General features: G+C 39.7%; 32 protein-coding genes. All 32 read left to right on the top strand.

The window, feature by feature from the left end; all coding sequences use genetic code 11:
* Positions 1–11 precede the first annotated feature (11 nt).
* Positions 12–311 (top strand): hypothetical protein, encoded by a 300-nt coding sequence (locus BJL90_RS15955; RefSeq protein WP_070970225.1) that lies wholly within the window; start codon positions 12–14, stop codon positions 309–311.
* Entirely contained in the window at positions 295–855 is a 561-nt protein-coding gene (locus tag BJL90_RS15950) for a hypothetical protein (RefSeq protein ID WP_070970222.1), read from the top strand. The genes BJL90_RS15955 and BJL90_RS15950 overlap by 17 nt, the downstream gene beginning before the upstream one ends.
* Positions 855–1,241 (top strand): hypothetical protein, encoded by a 387-nt coding sequence (locus tag BJL90_RS15945; RefSeq protein WP_070970219.1) that lies wholly within the window; start codon positions 855–857, stop codon positions 1,239–1,241. The genes BJL90_RS15950 and BJL90_RS15945 overlap by 1 nt, the downstream gene beginning before the upstream one ends.
* Positions 1,231–1,677 carry a hypothetical protein gene (locus BJL90_RS15940; RefSeq protein ID WP_070970216.1) on the top strand — a complete coding sequence of 149 codons (447 nt, stop codon included), beginning with the start codon at positions 1,231–1,233 and terminating at the stop codon, positions 1,675–1,677. Before BJL90_RS15945 ends, BJL90_RS15940 begins: the two co-directional genes overlap by 11 nt.
* Entirely contained in the window at positions 1,661–2,422 is a 762-nt protein-coding gene (locus BJL90_RS15935) for a putative HNHc nuclease (protein ID WP_081562046.1), read from the top strand. Before BJL90_RS15940 ends, BJL90_RS15935 begins: the two co-directional genes overlap by 17 nt.
* Positions 2,423–2,432: 10 nt before the next feature.
* Entirely contained in the window at positions 2,433–2,927 is a 495-nt protein-coding gene (locus BJL90_RS15930; RefSeq protein ID WP_070970210.1) for a hypothetical protein, read from the top strand.
* Positions 2,928–3,062: 135 nt separating this feature from the next.
* Positions 3,063–3,245, top strand: a complete 183-nt coding sequence (locus BJL90_RS15925) for a hypothetical protein (protein WP_070970207.1) — start codon at positions 3,063–3,065, stop codon at positions 3,243–3,245.
* A complete protein-coding gene (locus BJL90_RS15920; RefSeq protein ID WP_335617801.1) occupies positions 3,227–4,594 on the top strand; it encodes a site-specific DNA-methyltransferase in 1,368 nt (455 codons plus the stop codon). Before BJL90_RS15925 ends, BJL90_RS15920 begins: the two co-directional genes overlap by 19 nt.
* A 46-nt stretch (positions 4,595–4,640) precedes the next feature.
* Positions 4,641–4,835 carry a hypothetical protein gene (locus BJL90_RS15915; protein WP_070970204.1) on the top strand — a complete coding sequence of 65 codons (195 nt, stop codon included), beginning with the start codon at positions 4,641–4,643 and terminating at the stop codon, positions 4,833–4,835.
* A gap of 40 nt (positions 4,836–4,875) precedes the next feature.
* Positions 4,876–5,730 (top strand): phage terminase small subunit, encoded by an 855-nt coding sequence (terS, locus tag BJL90_RS15910; RefSeq protein WP_070970202.1) that lies wholly within the window; start codon positions 4,876–4,878, stop codon positions 5,728–5,730.
* The gene (locus tag BJL90_RS15905) at positions 5,723–7,132 is read left to right on the top strand and encodes a DEAD/DEAH box helicase family protein (protein WP_070970199.1); all 1,410 of its coding nucleotides are present in this window, start codon (positions 5,723–5,725) and stop codon (positions 7,130–7,132) included. Before terS ends, BJL90_RS15905 begins: the two co-directional genes overlap by 8 nt.
* Positions 7,125–8,621 carry a phage portal protein gene (locus BJL90_RS15900; protein ID WP_070970197.1) on the top strand — a complete coding sequence of 499 codons (1,497 nt, stop codon included), beginning with the start codon at positions 7,125–7,127 and terminating at the stop codon, positions 8,619–8,621. Before BJL90_RS15905 ends, BJL90_RS15900 begins: the two co-directional genes overlap by 8 nt.
* The gene (locus tag BJL90_RS15895; protein WP_070970193.1) at positions 8,614–9,630 is read left to right on the top strand and encodes a hypothetical protein; all 1,017 of its coding nucleotides are present in this window, start codon (positions 8,614–8,616) and stop codon (positions 9,628–9,630) included. The genes BJL90_RS15900 and BJL90_RS15895 overlap by 8 nt, the downstream gene beginning before the upstream one ends.
* Before the next feature lie 17 nt (positions 9,631–9,647).
* Complete coding sequence (locus BJL90_RS15890) at positions 9,648–11,024, top strand: hypothetical protein (protein ID WP_070970190.1); 1,377 nt, start codon at positions 9,648–9,650, stop codon at positions 11,022–11,024.
* Positions 11,025–11,042: 18 nt separating this feature from the next.
* Positions 11,043–11,453, top strand: a complete 411-nt coding sequence (locus BJL90_RS15885) for a DUF2190 family protein (protein ID WP_070970187.1) — start codon at positions 11,043–11,045, stop codon at positions 11,451–11,453.
* An 11-nt stretch (positions 11,454–11,464) separates the two neighbouring features.
* Positions 11,465–12,499, top strand: coding sequence for a phage major capsid protein (locus BJL90_RS15880; protein ID WP_070970184.1), 1,035 nt, complete (start codon positions 11,465–11,467; stop codon positions 12,497–12,499).
* Positions 12,500–12,540: 41 nt separating this feature from the next.
* A complete protein-coding gene (locus tag BJL90_RS15875) occupies positions 12,541–12,861 on the top strand; it encodes a hypothetical protein (RefSeq protein ID WP_070970179.1) in 321 nt (106 codons plus the stop codon).
* Positions 12,861–13,238, top strand: coding sequence for a hypothetical protein (locus tag BJL90_RS15870; RefSeq protein ID WP_070970175.1), 378 nt, complete (start codon positions 12,861–12,863; stop codon positions 13,236–13,238). The genes BJL90_RS15875 and BJL90_RS15870 overlap by 1 nt, the downstream gene beginning before the upstream one ends.
* Positions 13,238–13,648 carry a hypothetical protein gene (locus BJL90_RS15865; RefSeq protein ID WP_081562045.1) on the top strand — a complete coding sequence of 137 codons (411 nt, stop codon included), beginning with the start codon at positions 13,238–13,240 and terminating at the stop codon, positions 13,646–13,648. Before BJL90_RS15870 ends, BJL90_RS15865 begins: the two co-directional genes overlap by 1 nt.
* Before the next feature lie 10 nt (positions 13,649–13,658).
* Positions 13,659–14,477, top strand: coding sequence for a phage tail terminator family protein (locus BJL90_RS15860; protein ID WP_070970168.1), 819 nt, complete (start codon positions 13,659–13,661; stop codon positions 14,475–14,477).
* Between the two features lie 11 nt (positions 14,478–14,488).
* Positions 14,489–14,719: a YqzN/YkzM domain-containing protein gene (locus BJL90_RS15855; RefSeq protein WP_070970164.1), complete on the top strand. Its 231-nt coding sequence runs from the start codon at positions 14,489–14,491 to the stop codon at positions 14,717–14,719.
* A 2-nt stretch (positions 14,720–14,721) separates the two neighbouring features.
* Positions 14,722–16,134 (top strand): phage tail sheath family protein, encoded by a 1,413-nt coding sequence (locus tag BJL90_RS15850; protein ID WP_070970160.1) that lies wholly within the window; start codon positions 14,722–14,724, stop codon positions 16,132–16,134.
* A gap of 16 nt (positions 16,135–16,150) precedes the next feature.
* Positions 16,151–16,561: a phage tail tube protein gene (locus tag BJL90_RS15845; protein ID WP_070970157.1), complete on the top strand. Its 411-nt coding sequence runs from the start codon at positions 16,151–16,153 to the stop codon at positions 16,559–16,561.
* A 16-nt stretch (positions 16,562–16,577) separates the two neighbouring features.
* Positions 16,578–17,030, top strand: a complete 453-nt coding sequence (locus BJL90_RS15840; protein WP_081562044.1) for a phage tail assembly chaperone — start codon at positions 16,578–16,580, stop codon at positions 17,028–17,030.
* Positions 17,031–17,233: 203 nt separating this feature from the next.
* A complete protein-coding gene (locus tag BJL90_RS15835; protein ID WP_070970154.1) occupies positions 17,234–20,308 on the top strand; it encodes a phage tail tape measure protein in 3,075 nt (1,024 codons plus the stop codon).
* A 10-nt stretch (positions 20,309–20,318) separates the two neighbouring features.
* Positions 20,319–20,969, top strand: coding sequence for a LysM peptidoglycan-binding domain-containing protein (locus BJL90_RS15830; RefSeq protein ID WP_070970151.1), 651 nt, complete (start codon positions 20,319–20,321; stop codon positions 20,967–20,969).
* Between the two features lie 5 nt (positions 20,970–20,974).
* On the top strand, positions 20,975–21,928 hold the full coding sequence (locus BJL90_RS15825; protein WP_070970148.1) for an XkdQ/YqbQ family protein: 954 nt from the start codon (positions 20,975–20,977) through the stop codon (positions 21,926–21,928).
* Positions 21,915–22,325: a hypothetical protein gene (locus tag BJL90_RS15820; RefSeq protein ID WP_070970145.1), complete on the top strand. Its 411-nt coding sequence runs from the start codon at positions 21,915–21,917 to the stop codon at positions 22,323–22,325. Before BJL90_RS15825 ends, BJL90_RS15820 begins: the two co-directional genes overlap by 14 nt.
* A complete protein-coding gene (locus BJL90_RS15815; protein ID WP_070970142.1) occupies positions 22,325–22,789 on the top strand; it encodes a DUF2634 domain-containing protein in 465 nt (154 codons plus the stop codon). The genes BJL90_RS15820 and BJL90_RS15815 overlap by 1 nt, the downstream gene beginning before the upstream one ends.
* A gap of 4 nt (positions 22,790–22,793) precedes the next feature.
* Complete coding sequence (locus BJL90_RS15810; protein WP_070970139.1) at positions 22,794–23,930, top strand: baseplate J/gp47 family protein; 1,137 nt, start codon at positions 22,794–22,796, stop codon at positions 23,928–23,930.
* Entirely contained in the window at positions 23,927–24,823 is an 897-nt protein-coding gene (locus BJL90_RS15805) for a YmfQ family protein (RefSeq protein ID WP_070970136.1), read from the top strand. The genes BJL90_RS15810 and BJL90_RS15805 overlap by 4 nt, the downstream gene beginning before the upstream one ends.
* On the top strand, positions 24,823–25,122 hold the full coding sequence (locus tag BJL90_RS15800; RefSeq protein WP_070970133.1) for a hypothetical protein: 300 nt from the start codon (positions 24,823–24,825) through the stop codon (positions 25,120–25,122). Before BJL90_RS15805 ends, BJL90_RS15800 begins: the two co-directional genes overlap by 1 nt.
* The last annotated feature ends 1 nt before the right edge of the window (position 25,123 follow it).

Below are 25,123 nucleotides of genomic sequence, written 5' to 3'. Positions count from 1 at the left end.
GGGAGAGTAAGTTGAAAAATAAAATTTCTAATTTGAATAAGGCATTAGCAGTACTCTTATATGACCAATATGATTGTCCAGAAGTAGATTGCGAAACCTACGAAGAAACCTTTGTTGAATATATAGTACACGCTCTTATAGAAAAAAATGAAGATATCTGTCCTTTTAAAAATTATAGTTCTGAATGTATTTGCAAAACAAGCACAGAAAAATGTAATGAAGGATTAAAGATAGATTGTGGTAGAGAGGCAGAAGGTGTATGGAAAGAATTTATTGGAATCAAGGAGGAAAAATATGAGCGAAGAGATTAAAAGAAATTGCAGTAGCTGCAAAATGAGCTGGTTAAATAGATGCGAGACATTGAAAGATGAGCTACAAAAACAAGGCATAAACTCGCATGACTATATGAAGAAATGGGACATAGAACACAAAGTTAAAAGTAATTTCATTTGTGACAATTACAAAAGTATATATATCGAGTATCCCATTGAGGTATCAAAGATAAATGCCAATGCAGATAAAATCGGACTTAGGGATAACAGAATAGGCGAGTTTGTAAAAATAAGACCATGCGGAAAGGAATATCAAAACAAAACATATCTAGGCTTATATCTTGGAGATCTACCAATAGGACATAGTATTTCTCATAACCCAGAAACAAAAGAATTAAACGTGTCCTTCAACACCAATCCTGCTATATTCGTGTTCGACCTAAACAAGATAGTTTACGGTATGGAAAGTTGGTGGGGGATTATAAATAACGAAAATGACTTAAAAGAGATTACAGATAATGATATTGACAATGTTTGGTATATAAAAGCACTAAAACAGTTAAATGAAAGCGAGGCTAACTGATGAATGTGTTAAATACAGAAGAATTGCATGAAAAATTAAAGAATATATTAACTTTGTTAGAATATGGCCAATTACTAGAGCTAATGGCAAGAGAAGTTAATGGATTGTATGAGAATAAAAACTGCAGCTATTGCGATAGCATAGAAAAAGCAACTCCAGCAAGCCCTAGAAAGAAATATCTATACTGTCCTATGTGTGGCCGAGATAGAAGAGATAAGGCAGTCGTAGAAAGTTTAGAATTGGCACAAGGAAAACATTTAGACTTGTTGGCCGAACAAATATATCAGAATAGGCATCATGGGGAAACATCTGAAGAGTTTAGGGAGAGAGTGTTAAAGGATCTAAAAAAAGATCAAGAAAGTGAGGAACATATGGATGAAAACTAAAACAAAAACAATCATAAAAACAATTTATATAGCTAATGATGGTTCAGAGTTCAACAGTGAAGAGGATTGTCTTTATTACGAAGAAGAAAAAAAGCAAGAAAATCTTGAAAAAGAAGTTGATGAAAAACTAGGGATTAAAACACATGCAGATTTTCCTGCAATGCTTAATCTTAGACACAATCATGAATATAAGCTTTTCTTAATCAAGAACGAAGAGGATTTAGATTTGTTTGTAAAAGTATATGAATATTGGTTTACACAATTAGAAAGATATTGGCAAGTAAATAAAGAAACATTTGTTTATCCAGAAGTGCTTTGCATATTAGATTTTCCTCAAGGTGGAGATGAGCACAGACTATACAAGATATCGCAGCTATGCAGTCAATTTAATTCATTTGTGAATGAAATTACAGTGAGAGTTGAAGAAAAAATATAGCAAGATAGACTTTACACCTAGAGAACAACTGTTAAAAAGGGGGTGGGGCAAAGTGCAATACTTCTCCAGGATCACAAAATTAAGAGAGACAGAAAAAGGCACAGACCTTATAGTAACCATTCCAGGTGAAAAACTAGGACGACAGATATATAAATACAAAATAGATGGCCAAGACGGTATCGATGCTGAAATAAGGATAAACGATGGCAGAACCATAACAGTGGATCAGAGAAAAAAGATATATGCCACAGTTAGAGATATATCAGTTTTCATTGGAGATGATCCAGAGTATCTAAAAGAATACTTAAAATACGATTACTGTGCAACGACTGGAGAGGAGCATTTTTCCCTCTCCAATTGTAGTGTAACCACTGCAAGAAATTTTATAAGTCATATAATAGATTTTATTCTAAAATGGGACATACCATTGACAGATAAAGCTTTAAATAGAACAGATGATATCGATAGGTACCTTTATGGATGCATTAAATATAGAAAGTGCTGCATAACAGGAAAGCCAAATGCAGATATACACCATTGCGAAGGCAGCAGAGTAGGAATGGGTAGAAACCGAAAGAAAATAAGCCATGAGGGGCTGGAGCTTATGGCCCTTTCGAGGGATTTGCACACCAAAGTACACCAGGAAGGGGAAGAGAAGATTTTTAATTTATACAAGATATATGGAATTGTCATAGATAATGAAACTCTGGTGGATTTGGGATTGACACATAAAGATATAACTTAGGAGGGGTCATATGGAAGAAATGAACTATAGACAAGTCGAAGGAATACTTTACAACTACAAGATCATCAAAGCCTCTATTGAGAATTATAAACTAAAGCTTGAAAACCTAGAGCTAGAGTTTGACATAGACGATGGAATGAATGGAATATCCTATGGAGAACCAACATCCAAAACCAATAAAATAAATAGGACCACAGAGAATAATGCTTTAAAAAATATGGAGAGAAAAGAAAGGATCAAGAGAGACTTGGAAAGAAAGATTTCTCTTGAGACTAATAAAATAAAGATGATAGACAATGCCCTGGATGCACTATCCGATGTTGAGAGAACCATAATAAATATGTTCTACATAGAAAACCTAGAATGGTATAAGGTGGCCGGTAAAGTATGTTATTCGGAGGGATGGTGTAAAGAGAAAAGAAAGGAAAGTATCAATAGAATACTATTTACAATCAATGGAAAACAACAGGATAAGTCAGTTACTAGACAAAAACATGACGATTAACCTAGGAAATGATTACCAACGGTCCGTTTAAAAGTGTTAATATGGTAGTATCAGAATAATATGAACTTAAAACGGGGATAGGTGTGTCGATAGGCACATCTTTTTTATTACAATAAAACAAGAGGGGTGGGCAGAATGGCCAAGATAGGAGAACAGTTAAAGTATAAGGATAGAAAAACATACAACGAGCTCAAGCAGCTCTGTAAAAGTAAGGAGAAAATACAATTAGGAGACAGGCCGGAGAACTTAATGAAACATGATAGTCACAAAAGAGTTGGCAGGAGAATGAGGCAAGTTAAATGGGGAGATGGCCATTAAAGATAGGCGGTGATTATAAGATGGATATCAATATGCAACAAATTGATATAGAGAAATTAAATCCAGCAAAATATAATCCTAGAGTAGACCTTAAGCCAGGAGATCCGGAATATGAAAAACTTAAGAGGTCCATAAAAGAGTTTGGTTATGTAGAACCTATAGTTTGGAACTCCAGGACAGGAAATGTTGTAGGAGGACATCAGAGATTAAAGATTCTCCAGGAGGAAGGATACAAGAAGGTCAATGTGAGTGTGGTTGACTTATCGGATAGCAAGGAGAAAGCATTAAATATTGCACTTAATAAAATAAGTGGGGACTGGAATGAGGAAAAGTTAAGCCAGATATTCAAAAACCTACAAGAGGATATAAACATCGATGTGGAGCTGACAGGTTTCGAAATAGAGGAGATAAATGATATAGTGGCAAACTTTGATACAACAGAAACCCAAGAAGATGATTTTGAGCTGGAGGAGGAACTTGAAAAGGAAGAGGTATCGATTACCCAGCCGGGGGACCTGTGGGTTCTGGGCAGGCACAGACTGTTGTGTGGAGATAGCACAAAGAAAGAGAATGTAGTCAAACTCATGGATGAGAAACAGGCAGACTTACTGCTAACCGATCCACCGTATAATGTGAACTATGAAAGCGATAGTGGAATGAAGATAGAGAATGATAACCTAGGTAATGATGATTTTTATAACTTACTCTTAGGATCCTTCACCAATATGCACAGCATTGCAAAAGAAGGAGCTCCTATCTATGTATTCCATGCAGATACAGAAGGATATAATTTCAGAAAAGCATTTACCGGTGCAGGTTTTAAATTATCCCAGGGGTTGATATGGGTAAAACACTCTCTTACTATAGGGAGGCAAGATTACCAATGGAGGCACGAGTCTATTCTATATGGCTGGAAAGAAGGGGCTGGCCATAAATGGTATGGAAAGAGGGATAAAAATACAGTCCTGGAGAGCGACATCGATCTAGAGAGTCTAAATAAGACAGAATTAATAGAACTACTAGAGAGATTGTTAGATGAGACACCGGAGACAACTATAAGATTTGACAGACCGACAAAAAATGATTTGCATCCTACGATGAAACCCATAGGGTTAATAGGATACCTTTTAAAAAATTCTAGTGTTGAAGGAAACTTGGTTGTGGATTTATTCGGAGGAAGTGGCAGCACTTTAATTGCAAGCGAGCAAATGAATAGAATCTGTTATACCATGGACATGGATCCGAGGTATTGCGATGCCATAGTAAAAAGATATATCCAGGCAACAGGGGACGACAGAGTACAGGTTATAAGAAAAGGCCAGGCGATACCTTATGAAGAGATAGCATAGAACCCAGAGAGGTTCTTTTTTAATGCTCTGGATGAGGGGTGAGGATATGGAAGATAGAGCTAAGAACATTAATCAAATTGAAAAATCCATATTTAGAGCTGCCACGGGTTACGAATACGAAGAAAGTGAGATAAAAGCCAACAAGAGAGGCAATACCACTGAAATTAAAAAGGTTAAGAAATACAAACAACCAGATGTTAAGGCAGCAATAGCTTATTTAAATATTTTTTGTAGCGAGTGATGATATACTGGCAGAACTCAAACGATTTGGAGGGAGGGGTATGAGCAATGATACGAAATGGCTAGAGATAAAGAAAGAGTATCTTAGGAGAACTGTTGATGGAGAGAAGGTTGTACTTAGTGAACTGGCCGAGAAATATGGGGTTAAAACAACAACTCTTAGATCCAGGAAGAGCCGAGAAAAGTGGGACGACTTCCTAGAGAACGTTGCAACACATTTTGACGAAACAGGCAACGACGTTGCAACGTATGGCCAAGAAAAAAGCAACACCGATAAAGATGGCCCAAAAAAGAAGGATAAGAAGTCCCAAAACAAGACGAATTCCATCAAGAGGAGAATAGGACAACTTGGAAATAAGAATGCAGTAGGGAACTGTAATAGGCCGCCAAAGGGCAACAAGAGAGCCGAAAAACACGGTTTCTACTCAAAGCACCTCCCGGATGAAACAATGGAACTATTTGACGAGCTGGAAGAGATAAACCAATTAGATCTACTATGGGATAGCATCAGATTAAAGTATGCTGCAATAGTACGAGCTCAAAAGATTATGTTTGTAAAAGATAGGGACGATATAACGGAGTACCTAAAGAAACACAAGGTTATAAAAGGGATGAGTTTTACAGAGGAAAAGGAATGGGAGTTCCAATTCGCCTGGGATAAATATGCAACATTCCTCCAGGCACAATCTAGGGCAATGGGAGAGTTAAGGAGTTTAATCAAATCCTATAACGAGCTTGTAGATAGAGGAATGGCCACAAAAGAGCAGGAGCTAAGAATACAAAAGCTCCAGGTTGAAATCGATAATATGAAGGGTGAAGAAGTCGGCAAAGAAACCGAGGATTGGGTGAAGGCAATAGAGCAAATAGCAGCAAAGAGACGTGGTAAGGATGGATAAAGCACTAATAACATTACTAGACAATTACTGGGATAATCCAGTTTGGTTTGCAGAGGATATGCTGGGGTTTTATCCGGATCCATGGCAAGCTAAAGTATTAATGGACCTAGCACAACACCCGAAAGTATCTGTTAGGTCTGGCCAGGGAGTAGGAAAAACAGGACTAGAAAGCATTGCGATAACCTGGTACCTATGCACAAGGCCATTTCCTAAGGTAATCGCCACAGCACCCACAAGACAACAGCTCTATGACGTACTATGGGCAGAGATATCCAAATGGCTCTCGAAGTCAAAGGTAGATAAGCTGCTTAGATGGACCAAGACCAAAATCTATATGAATGGATTTGAGGAAAGATGGTGGGCCACAGCTAGAACTGCAGTAAGGCCGGAGAACATGCAAGGGTTCCATGAGGACTATATGTTATTCGTGGTAGATGAGGCCTCTGGGGTTGCAGATCCAATCATGGAGGCAATACTAGGAACCTTGACAGGATATGAAAACAAGCTCTTGCTATGCGGTAACCCTACCAAAACAAGCGGGACCTTTTATGATAGTCACAACAGAGACAGAGATACCTACAAATCCCACAAAGTATCATCGATGGATAGTCCACGAACCTCTAAAGAAAATATCGAAATGCTAAAGAAGAAGTATGGGGCAGATAGCGATGTATTTCGAGTGAGGGTCTTGGGAGACTTCCCAAAAGGAGAGGCAGACAGCTTAATCTCATTAGAGGTAGTGGAGCAGGCAGCGGAAACTGTGGTAGATATATCTAAGGCCTATACATTAAATATAGGAGCTGATATTGCTAGATTTGGTGACGATAAGACTATCGTTGCTCCGAGAATAGGAAATAGAGTGCTAGACCTGCAGCAGTATTCTAAGAAAGATACCATGGAGACAGCTGGGAACATATTGAGAACTGTTGACAGATTAAAGACACAGCACCTGCAGATAAACAAGATAGTCATAAAAATAGACGACGATGGACTGGGCGGAGGGGTAACCGACAGGCTAAGAGAAATCAATAGGCAGCAAAGTCTAGGATACATCATAGTACCCATAAAGAATGGATCTAAAGCCGATGATCCAGAACATTATTACAATAAAGCAGCAGAGATGTGGGACAACATCCGGGAGCTCTTGGACGAGAACCTGTCCAAGTTCCTCCAAGGAGAGCAAGGAGTTATTCAATTGCCTAAGGATGATATTTTAATTAAGCAGCTATCAAACAGGAAATACAAAGTGGATAGCAAGGGCAGGATTGAGCTAGAGAGTAAAGATGAAATGAAAAGACGAATTGGAGAGTCTCCAGACCGAGCAGATGCAGTTATATATTCATTTGCTAGCGATGGATATACAGACTTGTCCATGTTGAAAGGAGGGAAGATATATGGGTAAGAACTTTTTTAATCCTTATCACTGGTTAAGGAATAAAATATCTGGCGAAATGATGAGGATTAGAGGTACATCTTTTACCACCTATACCCTTGATAGTTCCAAAGTAGATTATCAATTGGCCAGAGAATTATATCAGAACAAAAACAAGAAGTATGAACTTGGTTCTGCATTTATAAAACCGGTTATTAATTCAACCGTTGGATTTATGGGGGTACCTCACTACACCATAGAGGACGAGGATGCACAGGAGCTATTAAACGACTTCTCCCTCGAGAACACCTCCAAAATGATAAGGACTCACAGCAATGCCTTGAAGTTAGGGGATTGTTATGTGTGGATCACTAGAGAAAAGAGAAACAATCCTTTATACCCAGAGAAAAAAGAGAGGCTTATTTACAACATCATCCCTCCGGAGGAAGTAAAGGACATCATATTAGATCCAATTACCAGGGAACCCATAGCTTATATATTGGAAAGCAAGCAAGAATGGACTAGCTTAAGTGATGTTAAAAAGACTGCGACAATAAAACAGACTATTACAGCCGAGGAGAGGACGATAGAAATCACAGGTGACAAGCCAGAGGGCATTGAATCGGGGACTTTTTCAAACACTTGGGGTTTTATACCTATCATCCACTTTAAAAACGAACCAGACGAAACTATGAAGTTTGGTCAGAGTGATATCGAACCTATAGAACCCTATATAAAAGCATACCACGATGTAATGATCCATGCTCTAAAAGGGTCTAAGATGCACAGTACACCAAAGTTAAAATTAAAACTAAAGGATGTGGCTGGTTTCTTAGCCAATAACTTCGGCATAGAGGATCCAGTGAAGTTTGCTAAAGAAGGAGGGACCATCAATCTAGATGGCCATGAAATTCTATTCTTTACCCAGGACGAGGATGCACAGTTCATCGAGGTAAAAAGTGCCACCGGAGATGCAAAGGAATTGCTAAAAATGATTTTTTATTGCATCGTAGATATTTCAGAGACACCAGAATTCATATTCGGAGTTCATACCCCAAGTGCACTGGCTAGTGTCAAAGAGCAAATGCCTATCATGGTAAATAAAATCAAGAGAAAAAGAGAACAATTCGCAGAGCAATGGCAACTGTTAGCCAGAATGGTATTGGCAATGTCAAGCCAAGTAAGAGGTTACAAGTTTTCAGATTACACTGTGTCCCTAGGTTGGGATGAAGTGGATCCAAGAGACGATAAAGCCATGGCCGAGACGTTAAAGCATATTACATCGGCATTAAACGAGGCCTTAAATGCCAACATCATATCAGAAGAGGCTGCAGTAAACTTTTTATCAGAATACGTAGACACCATGGGAGAATACCTCTCTACCGATCCGGAGGTTCCAGGAGAAAGAGAAAAGATCATGAGAACCAGGAGAATGAGGAATAGGTTCCGTGACCATGAAGGCTGGGTAGATGAGGTTGCTAAAATAGACGAGGCATTGCTAGGTGATGAGGATGAGTAAGAAAATAGGCACCAACATAGGAGTGGATAAGCTAATAGAAGAAAGTGGCTCATATGTTTCCTGGGCATTGCAACAGAGAAAAGAATTTATGGAGCTAAGACTAGACCAGGAGCAGGAGATAAGAGAAATCTATGAAAATATGTCCAGGAGAATCTCCTTACAAGTAGCAGAGGGAAACCTTAATACTTTTGACCAGGCTAGGCTAAGACGGATCCAGCAAGAGATTAAATCCAGAATGGACGAGTTAAATGGGCAACTTACAATTAATTTTGATAATTATATCAAAAGAAATCTCGAGACAGGCTCTGGATACTCCAAAAGAATAACACTAGACCTCGTTGATAGATCTGGCATAATAAGAGTATCCAAAAGCATGGTCAAGGACACTTTTTACAGAATGAATATCGATGCTGCAGAGGCCATGTGGTCTAGGAGTAGATACGGTCTTAAGCTTAGCGAACAGATATGGAATAAGAACCAAAACTACCGAAAGAGCATTAATAATATCTTAACATCCGGTGTGGCCAGTGGAGAAGATTGCTTGACTGTGGCCAGAGGCATAGAGAACTATGTTAAAAAGGGCAAGAAATCATTTGCTAAAGGTTACCCTAATATGATGGCCAGAATGCCAGGCAGAATACCGGAGGATATTAGCTATGAGGCTTTAAGATTGGCTAGAACTGAAATGACATCAGCTTATGGCATGGGAACTACAAAAGCAGCCCATCTCAACCCAGCTACTAAAGGGATTAAATATATATTATCTGCAAGTCACCCAAAGTATGACATCTGTGATCCAATAACCATGGCAGATGATTACGGATTAGGACCAGGGGGATATCCCCTAGACAAAGCTCCGCTCTATCCTTTTCACCCAAACTGTCTATGCATTATGACTACTATTAATGAGGAGCCAGAGGAATTAGTAGCGAGGTTAAGAGCTTGGGAACAAAATCCAACATCGCAACCAGATCTAGAGCGATGGTACCAAGATTACTATGCAGCATAAGGAGGTGAAACAAGAATATGAAAGCTAGGATATTAGCAGGAGAACAAAAAGCCATACACGGAGAGATAGACAATATCAGTGCAATGTTGGCAACGAGTATTTCTCCAGGAGATATACCATTAGCACAGAATGTAGATGTCGAGCAAATGAAACAAATGGACGAGGATCCCCTAGAGGTTGTTGTAGAAATTCCAGCAGGCAAGAGCAAGAGAGGGTGGAATTATACTCCTAAAAGCTTGCAGGACATTGTGGAATATACAAAGCAATACACGTTAAATGGGTTTTTGGGGCATCAAAGGCCAGAGGATGTATCGACAGAGTTCGTTCCACCAGCAACACACTGGATAGGGGCAGAAATGAGAGGCGATAAAGCTTATTTTAGAGGCTTGGTAGATGCGGATGCAAAAAGCCTCAAAAGGTGGATAAGGACCAAAAGAATCCAAGAAGTGAGCATATTTGGTTTTCCGGATTTAAGAAAAAATCAAACAACCGGAGAAATGGAGGTAGTGGGATATGAACCATTATCTATAGATTGGACTCCATTACATCGCCCAGGAATGCCCACAAAGATTGTTGGCATGGAAATGAACGACATAACAGGAGAACAGCTTGATGGTACCTTTGAAAAGCTTAGAGAGGATCTAAGAGCTGCAGCTAAAGATTACTTCTCAATCGGTGACCATGATTATGTTTGGGTGAGGAGTATTAGGTATGACAACAATACTGCAATTATGGAATATGAGCAACAAAACCAACCCGCCAAGCTGTATAGCATTCCGTTCATCATAGACAACCAAGAGGTTAAACTAGGGGAAAAGACAGAGGTAGTTGAGAAAAAAATATATGAACCTGCAACACCTGCAGGCGAAATGAATAAAGGAGGAAAAAAGATGGATTTCAAAGAGTTAATTAGCAACCTAAACGGTTTACTCCAAACTGGCAAAGTAACATATAACCAAGTGTTTGGAGAAATGGCCATCACACCGGATAAACTAGCTGGGGAGATGGAAGAAATCAAGGAGGCGGTAGAGGCTAAGAAAATCCTTGGCAAGGTAAAAGAAGCCCTTGGAGTAACAGGGGAAATGGATGTAATCGAAGTGGCTAAGAATAGCAAGAAGGCACTGGAAGAATCGAGTCAGAAAGACTTCACTAAAACAATCGATAAGGTTGTAGAGGAAAAAGTAACTGGCGAGATGGCTCAAGGCCTGGTTAAGAAAATGCTTAAAGTAGAAGATGGAGCTACAGAGGAAATAATTGCAGGGGAAATCGACAAGATTCTTGCAGACGACTTAATGAAAAAAGTATTGTCAGATAAACACATTGACCAAGGCCCTGGAATCGGATCTGCTACATCTACAACAAGTGGATTAAGATCTAAAAGGGCACAAATTTAATTAGAGGAGGAATAAACGATGGCATTTAAAGGGCAACCAACACCTAGTACCATTACACCAATCAACAGAGCTAAAATAAGTGACGGAAAAGGCTTGCAGGTAACTGTACCAGAAAACACCACCGTAGTAGCTCAAACTTTTGTATTATTAGATGGGTTCTTTGGAGTGGCAATGGAAAGTGCAAAAACGGAGGCAGGTGAAACTGCTGCTATTGGTTTGAATATTGAGCAGGCAGAATATGAAACAGATCAAATTACTGCTGCAGATGCATTCAACAAAGGAGACCTAGTTTATTACAAGGCCTCAACTAAAAAACTTACAACTAATCCAGGAACAACAGAAACACCAAACAGATTAGTAGGCAAAGTAACCAATAAAAAAGATGCTAGCAATGTAATCCACTTTATTTTGCTACCACAACAAGTATAGGAGGGATATAGATGATTAAGGTATTTAGTCAAGATACACTGTTGGAACAACGTAGAAAACAAAGCATTGAGCAGAAGGTTCCTTTTGTAGTCGCTGGAGAGATTGACTATGCAATAAAGAAAATCGTAAACGGAGAAATGGATCTTTTAGACTTCGGTAAACCACTGGGAGAGATGATCAACTTCGGGTCTGTTTCGGAGCTGAAAGACCTACTTAGGAAAGTGGTTCTGGATGTGGAGCTTGGAAAAGAGCAGGTTCAATTGCTTTACCAGCCAATCTATGACAATATAACAGATCCTAACTTTCCAGAAGTATTAGATGCAAAATGGGCAATGCACGGAAACTGTGTATTCTTAGAGCATATGGAAGGCGACGAAGTTAAATTCGGTAGCATTGCTGCAGAACATGGACCTACAGCAAGAATTAAAACCTATACTACTGGGTTTGAGTACACAAAGAAAATGATCGATTTTAACGAGACGTTCAACGTTGAGTTATTGAATAAGTCGATGGGCGAGGCATACAATGCATTATTGAACCATTTACACCTGTTCCCTATCATTAATTACAATTACAAGGCCGCAAACAAAACAGCCTTCAAAGGAGAAGAAGGGGATCCAGTATGGTTAGGAATGTACAAAACGATAGCGGAGGCTGTCAAAACTTCTAGAACAGCAAAGAGACCAGGAACTGTTTTACTTGCTAATTCAGCAGATGCCATGGACATTGAAATGGCCCTTAAAGGTGGCCACCAAATCAACGGTACCGTATATCCAGCTATCTCTGGAATTAACTCTGTAGTCTACTACGACGGATGGGAAGTTACAGTAGGCAAGAAACATCATGAGTACAAAGGTGTAGATCAAGGAAAAGCATATTTGGTCAGACCGAAGAGAGGATTTAAAGAATTGGTTAAGAGAGACTACACTGTGGAATCTGGAAACAAAGACGTTTCAAGATTAGTAGAAGAGCAAATCGTTGCATATTGCTATAGAGGTGTATTTGCAGCAATCGATGAGAATGTTCAAGAAATCACATTAGGGTAATGCCTTAAAAAGCATTATCCTTTTGTTTTAGGAGGGATTGTATGGATGATATAACTAAACTCCAACTTTATTTAAACGATAAAGAGGGGAAAATATTCTCTCCAGAGGAACTGCAAATGCTACTCGATGAGGCAGGGTGCCTATATTGTGCTGTATCGGAAGGCTGGAGCTTAATTGCTACTAGATTAAACCTAACTGATACCAAAAAGTACACAGTTGGAATAGAATCCTACGAGAAAGCCGGAATAAACGACCAAATAAAGGCAGCCTTAAGCAATGCAGAATACTTCAAGGCTAAGTGCACTTGTAGAACCAATGCAGGTAGCTTTATTTTGAGGACGAATGCAGAGGTGAGGACCTAATGGTAACTGCAGACGAAAGAAAACAGGATATCATAAATACCATTGAAGAAAATCCAACGGAGATAACAATAGGTGTATCTACCAGAAAGATAGTCGATGGTGCCTGGTCGATTGACGATTCCAGCAGGACGTTAACGGTGAGGATATTCCAACAGAAAAACCCGGAAGTTTCAGTGATAAGTGATACGAAAGGAACTGCAGATACCAGTAAAAAATATGGAATGCTGGCAGATCATACTGCAGACCTTACGGATCTATCCGAAGAGAGAATAGAATTTGGATCTCCTTATGGGAAAATGGAGGTTCTGGCAATATACCCACAGGTTGTAAAAGGTGAAGTGTGTGGGTACCAATGCGAATTAAAGAGGGTGAGCTAATGATATCATCTAGATCAACGGAATACATCAATAGAAAGCTAGCAGGAACCCATATGATTCTCCTAAATTTCGCTGGAATATTATCATCAGAGGCTAAAAGAGGTGCTACATGGAGAGATAGGACCAGTCATGCAAGACAGTCTATACATTCTGGTGTTGATGGCAGAGGAAGAGATTTAACTATATATCTTGCTCATGGAGTTAAATACGGAGCTGTCCTGGAAGAAGGAAGTCCGCCTCACATTATAAGGCCTAAGAATAAAAAGGCATTGTATTGGAGTGGAGCAGCTCACCCGGTAAAAATGGTCAATCACCCAGGTACAAGAGCTCATCCAGTGCTTGAAAACACCTTGAAAAACAACAAGAATAGGCTTATGGAGAATGTATCAGATTGGTGGGCCAGTGAATAGGAGTGATTAGATGAGGGCAGGAGTGAGAAAACAGATATTAGACAATGTTGCAACTCTAAAGGATTGCTATGAACCTAACGTCCCTAAACATAATACTCCTAAGCCTTATGGAGTGGTGGTGCAAGGAACAGACTCATCGAGACAGGATCCTACAAGTTTCCAGAGAGCTCTAGAGGTTTGGATATATGCTGATTTAGGCTCTTTTCAGACATTGGACAATCTTATGCTCGAAACTATAGAGGCTCTGGATCTAAAAACATTTACCGATCCAAACACAGGCCTATCATACACCGCCACTTTTAACGGAACCATAGGGCAAGATATGGTGGACGAAGAGTGGAAAGCTATTGTAAGAGGTTTGAATTTTTCAGTCATAGCCTTACATGAAACAGATAGCTCAACCGACACCTGGGAAAAGGCTACTGCAGAATTTACCGAGGAAGTGACCGGAGCTAAATCATATAAGGGAGCTTGGAGAGAAGATTTCCAAGTTCCTTCTGTTTTATGTCGAACAATAAGCAAGACAACCGAAGAAATAAACCATTCATCCTACAGGGAAAATAGAGAGATTAGGATCCATGTTGTAAGCGACAAAAAAGACGAAAGGAATCAGATCATAGACACTATAGAGCAATCTCTAATGAGGGCTATTAAAATCCCTTTAGACATAGAGGACAGGAGATACCTAACAATAAAGTCTATTAGAGAAAACAGAGATAGTGACATGCTGGGCATCGGTCAAATTACGGTCACAATGACTAGGATAAATAGCATAGAAAGAGGAGGCACCTTTATAGAACGTATCTATAGCAGGGGCCAAGTTAATTGAGGAGGTATAAGATGAGCGATACCAAGAAAACAACAAAATCAGCTCCAAAACCTACAGAGCACAAGTACCCGGTCGAGGAACTGTTATTGAATAGCAAAGCTATTACAGGATACAGAACCGAAATTGCTGCGGGTGCTCTATTTAATTGCAAGGAAAAAGAAATGTCCAAAGAAGATTTTAATACTAAGGTGAATCAATTCTTAAAAAAGAAAGTGAATCAACCTAAAAAGGAGGTTAAGTAATCATGGCGAGCGGAACATGGTCGGAAACGGATAGACCTATTAGACCTGGGTTTTATAACAGATTTAAAGCTGCAGCACTGGCGAGGATCCAGATGGGCCAGCGAGGTATTGTGGCAATGCCTGTAAAAGCAAACTGGGGACCAGCTAAAGAGGTTGTGTCTATAACATCAGAAAGAGCATTAATGGACAACTTCGGTTCGGATAGCAATTACACAGCCTATAAACTTGGTAGACTTGCTTTATTGGGTGGACCAAGACAGTTATTGCTATACAGGTTAACCGATGGAAGTGAAAAGGTGGCAGAGGTGACATTGAAAAATACATCCGATGCCGATGCACTAAAGATTGAGACAAAATATCCAAGCACCAGAGAGTTCAAAGTCACAGTTAGACCAAGCATTGTGAATGAAGAGGCGAAAGACATTGTATTACACGAAGGGACTAGGCTTTTATATACATTCACTGGTTTAACAGGGACGATGGATGAAATTATAGAGGCCATTAATGAAAATGATGACAACAAATGGCTAAAAGCTACTAAGGTAGCAAATGGACCCCTTGCAGATGTGGTAACACAAGCACTAACAGGAGGAAATGACGGTGCTGCAGGAGTAACAAACGAGGACTACATCAATGCAATGGACAAATTTGAAGGATACAAGTTTAATGGATTTACCCTCGACGGAGTGACAGATCCAGCTCTACACACAAGTGTTAAGTCCTGGGTAGACAGAAACAGAAAGAATGGCAAGAAGATAAGAGCCTATGTAGGAGGGGAACTGGATGAAAGCATCAATGATGCTAATAACAGATCCAAAGCTCATAATTATGAAGGTTTTCACAATGTAGGTTCTACAGGAGGAGTTCTTGACGGAATAACTTATACTCCAGCAGAGGTTGCTGTATATATCTGTGCACTTGGAGAAAGTCAAGATATGAGAGCATCACTTTGCAACCAAGTCACCATATTCAGCGATGTAACAACACATCTTAGTAACGAAGAGATTGAAAGCTCTATCCTAGCTGGGACTATGATCTTGAGATACGACGATGGCTCTGTTGTCATTGAGGACGATGTCAACACCCTAAAGAGATATGGAGAGGATCAAAATGAAACCTGGGGGTATCTAAGAGCTATCAAATTTATGGATATGGTTGACGAGGACACATCCTTTACAGGAAACAGACAGTATGTTGGTAAAGTCCTAAATGGAGACACAGGACAAATTGCTATATTGACAGCCCTAAAGCTTTATTTTGAAACACTTCAAATTGGACAGCTTATCGAAAACTTCACAGTGGAAGTAGATGATGAGCTCCAAGGAACTGCTGCTAATGATGAATTCTTCTGGAGATGGGATGCTAAATACATTAACGTAATGAAGAAGATTATGGGCACAGGCTATATTCGATAAAAAGGAGGAATAGACAATGTCATTTAATCCAGATAGAGCCTTTTATGGCTCTTTTTCTAAATTATTATTAGATGGTGAGTGGCAAACCAATGCCAACTCTGTAGAGGCTACAGTAGAGATGTCCAAGGGAGAACTCAATGTAATGGGCGATGATTGGACCAGATACAAGAAAGGACAAAAGAGTGGATCTGGTACTTTCTCCGGCTACAAAGTTACATCAAAGATGATTGAACAGGGATTTGAAAGATTTGAACTCATTATATCCCTGGAAGATCCAGAGGCTTGGGGACATGAGCGAGTAAGACTTAAAAACTGTATGGCCGACAGTATCCAGCTGGCCAATGTAACCAGTGGAGAAATAATTGAAGAGGAAACACCATTCACATTCGAAGGTTTTGAATTGTTAGATGCAGTTACTGCACAATAAGAGAGGAGAATGAAATATGTTAGATGAAAAGAAAGTAATCATGGAAGAAGAGTTAACAGAAGAAGAAATGATTGAGATGTCAGAAGATGACATCATAAACAAGCTCCTGGAACCTACAGATGCTCCAGAGAGAACCTATGCAATAGAGAGATTGGGGATCCAGGTAACTCTAAAAGGTTTGAGCGAAAGAGAAATCCAGCGAATCAGAAAAGAGTGCACTGTAGAAAGAAAGCACCGTGGCAACAGAACCAAGGAATTAAATGAAGAAGAGTTCAATGCAGCACTTATTGAGTCAGCCACAATCAAGCCAAATTGGAGCGATAAAAGACTTCTTTCAAGCTTGAATCTATCTTCTGGCCGAGAAGTTATCAAGAGGAGATTACTAGCAGGGGAAATGGTCGCTCTTGGAGATAAGGTGATGGAGCTATCTGGCTTTGACAATGAGTTAGAAGAAATAAAAAACTCATAGGTCGGGCTCCAACAATAACAAAGCTTTATAATTTATTCGTAAAACACAATATGGATCCCGACTTTGTTATGTCAAAAACCGATATGGGGAGAAAACTTCTCTTTGCCTTCATCGACCATGAAGTGGAGACGGAGGCAAAGAACCCCCCTAACGGTGGCAATAAGAACAGTAAAAACAAACTTAAAGGCAAAGGGGGGAGGTAATTGGCAGAAAGAGAAGTTTATCGCTTGGAAGTCAACGTGGGCATATCTGGAGACAGAGAAACCACGAATAGGCTGTCTGCAATGGACAGATATACTCAAAGATCCGAAAACAGAATGCGACAACTAGACAGAATGGATGCTAATCCAGCAGTAAGGCTCGACGACAGATTATCCTCCCCTCTAAAAAAAGTTGAAGGCAGGATAGGATCATTTGCCAAAAAAGCGGTAAAAAGATTTGCTGCAGTAGCAACAGCCGGAGCTCTTTTAGTCGGTGGCTTTGGGTTGAGCAACACCATTCAAACCTTTGCGGATTTCGAGCAAGGAATGAAGAATGTCCAGGCTACGACAATGGCCACGGAAGAAGAAATGGTGGTCCTTACAGACACCGCCAAAGAGTTAGGCAGAACTACAGCCTTTAGTGCAAGAGAGGCCAGCGAGGGAATGAACTACCTCGCCATGGCAGGATTTAAAACAAATGAAATTGTAGAGGCTATGCCAGGGCTATTGGACCTGGCAGCTGCAAGTGGCACTGATTTAGGAAGGACCGCTGACATTGTCTCGGATGCATTAACTGCCTTCGGCATGTCAGCCCAGGAGACTACCCATTTAGCAGATGTAATGGCTAAAGCCAGCTCCACTGCTAACACTAATGTAGAGCTCTTGGGCGAATCTTTCAAATATGCCGCAGCTCCAGCTACAGCTTTTGGTATGACAGCCGAGGAAACAACAGCAGCACTTGCAAAAATGGCCGATGCCGGTATAAAAGGCTCTCAATCTGGTACAGCTTTAAGAGGTGCTTTAACCAGGCTATCCAAACCAACAGCAGAGTCACAAAAATGGCTGGATAGATTAGGTGTATCTATAGCAGATGCAGAGGGAAACATACGACCATTTAACGACATAATGGGCGACATGAGAGGCTCCATGTCAAATCTTACCCAGGAACAACGACAGCAAGCTATAGCAAGTATATTTGGACAAGAGGCAATGTCTGGTATGCTTGCGATATTAAACACCAGTACAGAGGATTTTGAGGCATATACCCAAAGTTTAAAAGATGCTGACGGTGCAGCCAAAGAAATGGCCGATATGAAACTTGACTCCTTAAGTGGCCAGTTTACTATTTTGAAATCAGCTGTAGAAGGAATGAAAATCGAGCTTGGAGAAAGACTAGCTCCTTATGCCAAAGATTTTGTAACCTGGTTTACTGCCAAGGTACCGGACATCACGGAAAAAATTGTTGAGTTAGTAGACCGAACCATTGAATTTGGGACAAAGGCATATCCTTACGTCTTGAAGTTTATCGACTTATTAAAACAAATGGCACCTGTGCTAGCAGGTATTGCTGCAGGTTTTGCGGCCTTCAAGATAGGTACTTTTGTTACTAGCACAATAGCAGCTATTAAAGCACTATCGTTGGCTGCAAAAGGAATGGCTCTGGCATCCGGAGGACTCGGAAAAGGTCTAATAGCTTTAATGGGTCCGGTAGGATGGGTAGCATTAGCTATAGGTGCTCTGGTCACCATTGGTGTTCTCCTCTGGAAGAATTGGGACAAAATCAAAGAAAAAGCTGCAGAGCTTGCAGGGTGGATCGGGGACAAATGGAATAGCATCAAGGATTGGACCTCGAATGCATGGGAAAACGTCAGATCCACTGTATCCGACAAATGGAACAGTCTAAAAGATACAGTATCGAATGTTGGTGAAGGGATAAGAAACGGAGTAGTCAACACCTGGGACAACATAAAAACAGGAACAGCTAACCGATGGGAAAACATAAAATCCACTGTATCCGATGGAATTAATAAAACCAAGGAAATAGTATCAAGTGTAATAGCGAACCTTCCAAGCCACACAATAGAATCCTTCACCAAAATGAAAGACGGAATACTCAATGTATTCGAAGGAATTAAGAATATCTTTAGTGGATATTGGAAGATCATAAGAAACATCTTTATGGGAGCCTTGCTTGTAATAATAAACCTAGTTACACTAGATTTTGAAAACCTCAAAACTGATATTGCAGCTATATGGGAAAATATTAAAGCGGGTTTTGCACAAATATGGGAAGGAATTAAGCAAGTATTCTCTGGAGCAGGGGAATTTATTAGAGGCTATCTCACTTTATTGTGGGAAAGTCTAAAGAACGGAATCCAAATAGTGTGGACCACAATCACCAACTTCCTATCGAGCACCTGGGAGAAAATTAAAACAGGAGCTGTGGAAGGTTGGAATTCCTTTAAAGAGGGAGTGTCCAATGTAATAACAAGCTCTGTGGAATGGATTAAAAACACCTGGACGGACACTGTAGAGTGGTTCTCGACCTTACCGAGCAGGCTATTTGAGAAGGGTGTAGAAATGTTTACATCTCTAAAAGATGGTTTGATTAGCATTAAAGATACTGTAGTATCGGGAGCGAAAGAAGTTGGAACTGGAATAGTAGACACAGTAAAAGGGTTGCCGGGTGAAATGCTTGAGATAGGTAAAAACATCATGCAAGGTCTTGCTAATGGTATCAAATCTGCAGTAACAGCTCCTTTTAAAGCAGCTAAAGATGCAGCATCAAGTGTGGCTAGCGGAATAAGAGATAGACTAAAAATTAACTCGCCTTCTAAACTTACTATGGAATATGGAGAGTTTACGACCGAAGGTCTTGCAGTAGGTATCAAAGACAAAATACCTCAACTACAGACTGCAATTAATAACGTACACAAGGTTGTTACCGATGATGAGATGGCAACTAAAGAGCCTCTTCTAAAAAGTTTTATAGAAATGAGCTTGCCAAAGTCGGAAAAGCTAAAAGAAATACCGATGTTCCAGAAGGTAATAGAAAAGACAAAAGAGATAAGATCTACTATTTCAAAGGTCACTGGAGAAGAAAAACCCAAAAAAGCTCAACCGGTAGCTGTTGCTGGCGGGGGCGGTGTAACTTACTACATCAATATTGATAATGTGGATGTAGATGTATCCAGCTCTGGTGAAGATGGAGACGGTGAAGATATAAACGAAGTAGTTCAAGCAGCTCAAGAGGAGTTCGGAAGAAAACTACTCGAAGCATTAAAGGACAAAAAGTAGGAGGTGGAACATGGACGTATATATTAAGACAGAGGAAGAAACTTTTCATTTTCCAGTAAATCCATTCTCGGTATCGATCAATGGTGGGAAAAAATATGATACCTTTGACATCCTGTATCAAGGAGATAGAGATTTCCCTGCAGAGAAAGCCAAGAGGATTAGAACCATGACATTAGACACTATGTTCCCCTCTGAATATGAACCTTACTGCAGGTATAGAAATATACCGACTCCGGAACAGGCATTAAAGAAAATCATTGGGTGGTCTGAATCCTCCACCATGGTCCGACTGATCATCACGGAGTTTAGTTTTAATGAGATGGTTAATATTGCGGATTATCAAGTTAACGAGACTGGGGAAAACCAAGGGGATAAATACATCACTCTAAACATTAGAGTGGCAAGAGAAGATGCTACAGAATTAATCAAAATAGAAAGAAGTGCATCCCCTTCCCCAGCTCCGCAACTAAAGGAAAATAGGACTCAACCAAAGCAAGAAAAACTATACGTAGTTAAAAGCGGTGACAGTTTGTTTAAGATAGCAAAAAAAGTGCTTGGCAATGGATCTAGGTACCAGGAAATATATAATGCCAATAAAGGGGTAATAGGAAATAATCCTAATTTGATTTACCCCGGCCAAAAATTTATTATACCAGGGTGATGTAAATGTATACGGTTATTTTAAAAGGCAATATAAGATTAGACAATCTTAAACTACAGATATCCCTAAGTGAATCTATTGACTCAATAGCATACACTGCAGATATAAGGCTTGTAATCCCTAAGGAGCTTTCATTAATGCAGGGAGACTCTATAGAGATTATAAAAAACAATAACCCTGGAAAAGGAACAGTATTCAAAGGTGTAGTTTGGACTAAAAATACAACTGCACAGCACTCAAAAGTAGGTAGCATAACTTGCAAGGAAAGGACGATTTACATTGAGAAGAGCGAGGATGAGTATTTGTTTAAGGCTGGTACCACAGCAACACAAAGAGCCAGACAGATGTGTGGAGACTGGGGAATCCCTATAGGGAATTTTGCAGACACAGAGATACCACTTTCTAAAGCTCCTCCTAAAATTAAAACTATTTACGGAATGATGCTCGATGATCTTAAGGAGACCGCTGAAAAAGGAGGCGGTCTTTTTAAATATCGAATGCAAAACAAGCTTGATCTAATTCGACTAGGCAGCAACCAGGAAGTATATGACATAAGCAATACCTTAGATAACATTGGCCAAACAGGAACCCTAGAAGGAGCTGTGTCAAAGGTAAAAGTCCTTGGAAAGCGAGAAGATGATAAAAAATCTCCAGTTATAGGAACATTCGAAAAAGACGTTTCTCAAGTAGGTACTCTGCAGAAAGTTATTCAAGATGAAAAAATCCAAGATGTGGGCACTGCAAATCAGAAAGCGAATGCTTTGTTCTCCAAAGGAGAAGGGCAGATTGTCACAAATGGAATTGATATTCCAGGGATAAGAGCTGGAGATAAAGTTAAACTTAGAGGTTTTTATGTTTATGCAAGCAGTGTAACTCACAACTTAGGTGAACCAGGATCCATGGAGTTAGTCCTGGAATCATTGGACCAGATAAGGAGGAAGTATTATGCAAGTTCTTGATGAGATAGCCAGAGAGCTACAGAAAAAACAAAATGATACTCTTGGAGCTGCTTTATTTAATACTGGCCTCGTCTTAGGAACAATGACAGGGGCTAAGAAAGTAAAATTAGACAACTTTAAATATGAAGTTCCTTGCCTTCTGCTCCATTATCTAACGGTCAATGAGCCATATATGCAGAAAACAGCTCAAGGTCAAGGAAATCACCCTCATGGTCCAAGCGGAGAGCATAGTCAATACCAAGGTAGCGGCCAACATTCTCACCCGCAATCAGAGGGAGAACATATCCACGACCTGGTAACACCAGAACCACTCAAACCATTAAAAGTAGGAGACAGGGTCCTGGTTGCAATAGTCAACAAAGGCTCTGATCACGTTATAGTGGGGAGGGTTGTATAATGCCGGATTTATTTCCAGAAAACATGGATTTTGAAATTACAGAAATGATTGAGAGTGAAAGCGAGAGTGTAGGAAACTTTAAAAAGTCTTATGCTTTTGATTTCGAAAAAGGTGAGTTTATAAGAGGGCCAGATGGCAAAATACTTTTGGTAAATAGGCTAGAGGCATACAAACAATGGTGCCAAAAAGCTTTATGCACCAAGAGAAATAAGCACCTATCTTATTCTAATATGTATGGCCAAGAATACTATACTTTGATTGGCCAGGACATAAATAAAGAGGCCATAGAACTAGAGGTAGAGAGAATGACTAGAGAGGCATTAATGGTCCATCCATATACAAGAAGGGTAGAAAATTTTTCTTTTGAATGGGACAAAAACAAGGAACATCTTTATTTTTCCTTTGATGTTATCACGGTATTAGATGAGCTATTCACCCTTGAACATTCGGAAGAAATGAGGTGATAAAATGCCTAGAGATTTAGAAATGCCAGATTTTTTAAAAGAAGATGCTGATACAATACATGCCAGGATGCTAGAAAATGCTCCTCCAGATATCAATTTAGCGGAGGGGGACATGTTCTGGGATACCACAAGGCCTACCGCAGATGAAAAAGCAGAGTTGCTGCAGCTAAAATTACAGAATGTGCTTAGAGTTGCTTTTCCTCAAACCAGCTATGGTATATACCTGGACTTCCATGGAGAAATAAAGGACGAAACCAGAAATCCTCCAACGAAATCCAGTGGATATCTAAAAGTAACTGGTAGCCCTGCATCGTATGTTCCGAAAGATAGGGTCATATATACCGAATCTACCGATACCCCATCCATAGGCTTTAAAGTTTTGGAGTCCACAGATGTAAATGAATCGGGAGAGGCGATGGTTCCTATAGAATGCCTAGAATCTGGTACCACAGGAAATGTAGCAGCCAACACAATAACATTGCCAGAAAGGCCAATCCCAGGAATAACCTCAATAACGAACCCAGAACCTCTCACAGGAGGCACCGAGAAAGAAAGTGACGATGCATACAGAGAAAGAGTTTTGGCTGGGTATGAGGAAACTTTAAGTGGTTCAGATGGAGATTATATTAGGTGGGCCAAGCAAGTTCCAGGGGTGGGGCAAGTTTACGTGATACCCGAGTGGGAAGGTTTTGGAACAGGATCTACAAAAATTTTAATTATGGATTCCAATGGCCAACCGGCAAATGAAACATTGATATCACAGGTGCAGAAATATATTGCTCCATTAGTAGAAAAGAACAGAGGGGGACTAGCTCCTGTTAATGCCAATGCAGTAGTGGCAGCACCAGAAATAATAGCTATAGATATATCTGTTAGCTTAACCTTCAAAGACGACTATGAGGTTTCTACGGTGATAGAGGAATTAAAATCAAATTTAAGAGAATACCTTGGTAGCATAAAAATAACAACAGATGAAGAAAGAACGGAATATGTTTACAGAGAAACTGTTGGACACGTCATACTAAGCACACCCGGTATTAAAATTTACAGTGAGCAAAGCTTGACTATTAACTGTGGAACGGATCCGATATTAATTCCTATAGGTGAGGTTCCAGCATTGGGAGAGGTGAACATCCTATGATAACTTCTCCTAGAGCAAAACAAATGTTTGGAACTGTGTCGCCTATCTACTACCAATCAAAGGTCATGAAAGCAATATTCCAATCCATTGGCATTGAGTGGGATATGATAGATGAAATAACAGACGAGATACTGCTGCAGTTATTCCCTCAAACAGCTACATGGGGATTAAGATACTGGGAAGAGCTACTCAAAATACCGGTGAATAATTCGATACCAATTGACAGAAGAAGAGCATTGGTTCTATACAGGATTAAATTAAGAGCACCAATGACACCATCAAGGATAGCGAATGTCACCAAATCTCTGGCAGGAGACTTAGCGGACTACGTTGAAGTTTTGGAAAATGTTGAACCCCACGTATTTATGGTTACGGTAGGGACAGGCAAAAGTGGTATAAATTACCTTAGTATATATAGGGAAATCAGAAGAATTAAACCTTCACACGAAAGCTTTTATTTAGGCAATCGGTACTCTAGGGGGTTTAGTCTAAAAAGAAGAGATATATATGGTTTTTCTAAAACAATACATGCTATAGGTACCTTTGTTTGCAGTAAAGAAGATGTTGAGTTTATTGCAACTAAAGGATACAGAACTTCCGATGATATTAAATATGAGAAAAATACAATACGTGGCACATCGGATCCTTTGGTATGTAGTAAAGAGTTAATCTATACAACCGAAGGATTTTTAAGTGAAAGGGAAATCGAAAACTCAATAAAACCTATCAGCGGAACTTCGGATCCTTTGATCTGTAGCAAAGATTTAGTTTATGAAACACAAGGGTTTTTAGATGGAAGTGGACTAGACCAACAGGGCAATGCTACTAAAGGTATGTCAAGTCCGTTAGTGTGCAGTAAGGACCTCAAATACACAAGAATAGAGGTGGTGTAATGAATAATTATGGAATACAAAGACTTTTAGACAGTATAGAAATCATGACTAAAGAGGCAAGAGTAACCTTTTCCAACGGTACCAAAGAGACAATTCCTATTAGGAAAGTAGAAAGGCAAGGAATGACCATTAGGATATTGTTTTACATTCCTGCAGCTCAAGTGTCTCAAACGATAACTAGGGTAGAGTTAATAGACAATAGAGGGTCCGTAATTGATGAACAGACAGATGTAATTGAAAAAGCCAGAAGGCAAGGTTTTATGACTGGCTTTGAATACACTTATAGCGAGGTGATATAGA

It is taken from the genome of Clostridium formicaceticum (genome assembly GCF_001854185.1).
Classification (GTDB): domain Bacteria; phylum Bacillota; class Clostridia; order Peptostreptococcales; family Natronincolaceae; genus Andreesenella; species Andreesenella formicacetica.
This window is presented reverse-complemented; position numbering and strand designations above follow the sequence as displayed.

Bases quoted from the DNA above. Each gene is read 5' to 3' on its own strand.
- BJL90_RS15950 (WP_070970222.1), top strand. From the start codon at position 295: ATGAGCGAAGAGATTAAAAGAAATTGCAGTAGCTGCAAAATGAGCTGG.
- BJL90_RS15945 (WP_070970219.1), top strand. From the start codon at position 855: ATGAATGTGTTAAATACAGAAGAATTGCATGAAAAATTAAAGAATATA.
- BJL90_RS15940 (WP_070970216.1), top strand. From the start codon at position 1,231: ATGAAAACTAAAACAAAAACAATCATAAAAACAATTTATATAGCTAAT.
- BJL90_RS15930 (WP_070970210.1), top strand. From the start codon at position 2,433: ATGGAAGAAATGAACTATAGACAAGTCGAAGGAATACTTTACAACTAC.
- BJL90_RS15925 (WP_070970207.1), top strand. From the start codon at position 3,063: ATGGCCAAGATAGGAGAACAGTTAAAGTATAAGGATAGAAAAACATAC.
- BJL90_RS15920 (WP_335617801.1), top strand. From the start codon at position 3,227: ATGGGGAGATGGCCATTAAAGATAGGCGGTGATTATAAGATGGATATC.
- BJL90_RS15915 (WP_070970204.1), top strand. From the start codon at position 4,641: ATGGAAGATAGAGCTAAGAACATTAATCAAATTGAAAAATCCATATTT.
- terS (WP_070970202.1), top strand. From the start codon at position 4,876: ATGAGCAATGATACGAAATGGCTAGAGATAAAGAAAGAGTATCTTAGG.
- BJL90_RS15905 (WP_070970199.1), top strand. From the start codon at position 5,723: ATGGATAAAGCACTAATAACATTACTAGACAATTACTGGGATAATCCA.
- BJL90_RS15900 (WP_070970197.1), top strand. From the start codon at position 7,125: ATGGGTAAGAACTTTTTTAATCCTTATCACTGGTTAAGGAATAAAATA.
- BJL90_RS15895 (WP_070970193.1), top strand. From the start codon at position 8,614: ATGAGTAAGAAAATAGGCACCAACATAGGAGTGGATAAGCTAATAGAA.
- BJL90_RS15890 (WP_070970190.1), top strand. From the start codon at position 9,648: ATGAAAGCTAGGATATTAGCAGGAGAACAAAAAGCCATACACGGAGAG.
- BJL90_RS15885 (WP_070970187.1), top strand. From the start codon at position 11,043: ATGGCATTTAAAGGGCAACCAACACCTAGTACCATTACACCAATCAAC.
- BJL90_RS15880 (WP_070970184.1), top strand. From the start codon at position 11,465: ATGATTAAGGTATTTAGTCAAGATACACTGTTGGAACAACGTAGAAAA.
- BJL90_RS15875 (WP_070970179.1), top strand. From the start codon at position 12,541: ATGGATGATATAACTAAACTCCAACTTTATTTAAACGATAAAGAGGGG.
- BJL90_RS15870 (WP_070970175.1), top strand. From the start codon at position 12,861: ATGGTAACTGCAGACGAAAGAAAACAGGATATCATAAATACCATTGAA.
- BJL90_RS15865 (WP_081562045.1), top strand. From the start codon at position 13,238: ATGATATCATCTAGATCAACGGAATACATCAATAGAAAGCTAGCAGGA.
- BJL90_RS15860 (WP_070970168.1), top strand. From the start codon at position 13,659: ATGAGGGCAGGAGTGAGAAAACAGATATTAGACAATGTTGCAACTCTA.
- BJL90_RS15855 (WP_070970164.1), top strand. From the start codon at position 14,489: ATGAGCGATACCAAGAAAACAACAAAATCAGCTCCAAAACCTACAGAG.
- BJL90_RS15850 (WP_070970160.1), top strand. From the start codon at position 14,722: ATGGCGAGCGGAACATGGTCGGAAACGGATAGACCTATTAGACCTGGG.
- BJL90_RS15845 (WP_070970157.1), top strand. From the start codon at position 16,151: ATGTCATTTAATCCAGATAGAGCCTTTTATGGCTCTTTTTCTAAATTA.
- BJL90_RS15840 (WP_081562044.1), top strand. From the start codon at position 16,578: ATGTTAGATGAAAAGAAAGTAATCATGGAAGAAGAGTTAACAGAAGAA.
- BJL90_RS15830 (WP_070970151.1), top strand. From the start codon at position 20,319: ATGGACGTATATATTAAGACAGAGGAAGAAACTTTTCATTTTCCAGTA.
- BJL90_RS15825 (WP_070970148.1), top strand. From the start codon at position 20,975: ATGTATACGGTTATTTTAAAAGGCAATATAAGATTAGACAATCTTAAA.
- BJL90_RS15820 (WP_070970145.1), top strand. From the start codon at position 21,915: ATGCAAGTTCTTGATGAGATAGCCAGAGAGCTACAGAAAAAACAAAAT.
- BJL90_RS15815 (WP_070970142.1), top strand. From the start codon at position 22,325: ATGCCGGATTTATTTCCAGAAAACATGGATTTTGAAATTACAGAAATG.
- BJL90_RS15810 (WP_070970139.1), top strand. From the start codon at position 22,794: ATGCCTAGAGATTTAGAAATGCCAGATTTTTTAAAAGAAGATGCTGAT.
- BJL90_RS15805 (WP_070970136.1), top strand. From the start codon at position 23,927: ATGATAACTTCTCCTAGAGCAAAACAAATGTTTGGAACTGTGTCGCCT.
- BJL90_RS15800 (WP_070970133.1), top strand. From the start codon at position 24,823: ATGAATAATTATGGAATACAAAGACTTTTAGACAGTATAGAAATCATG.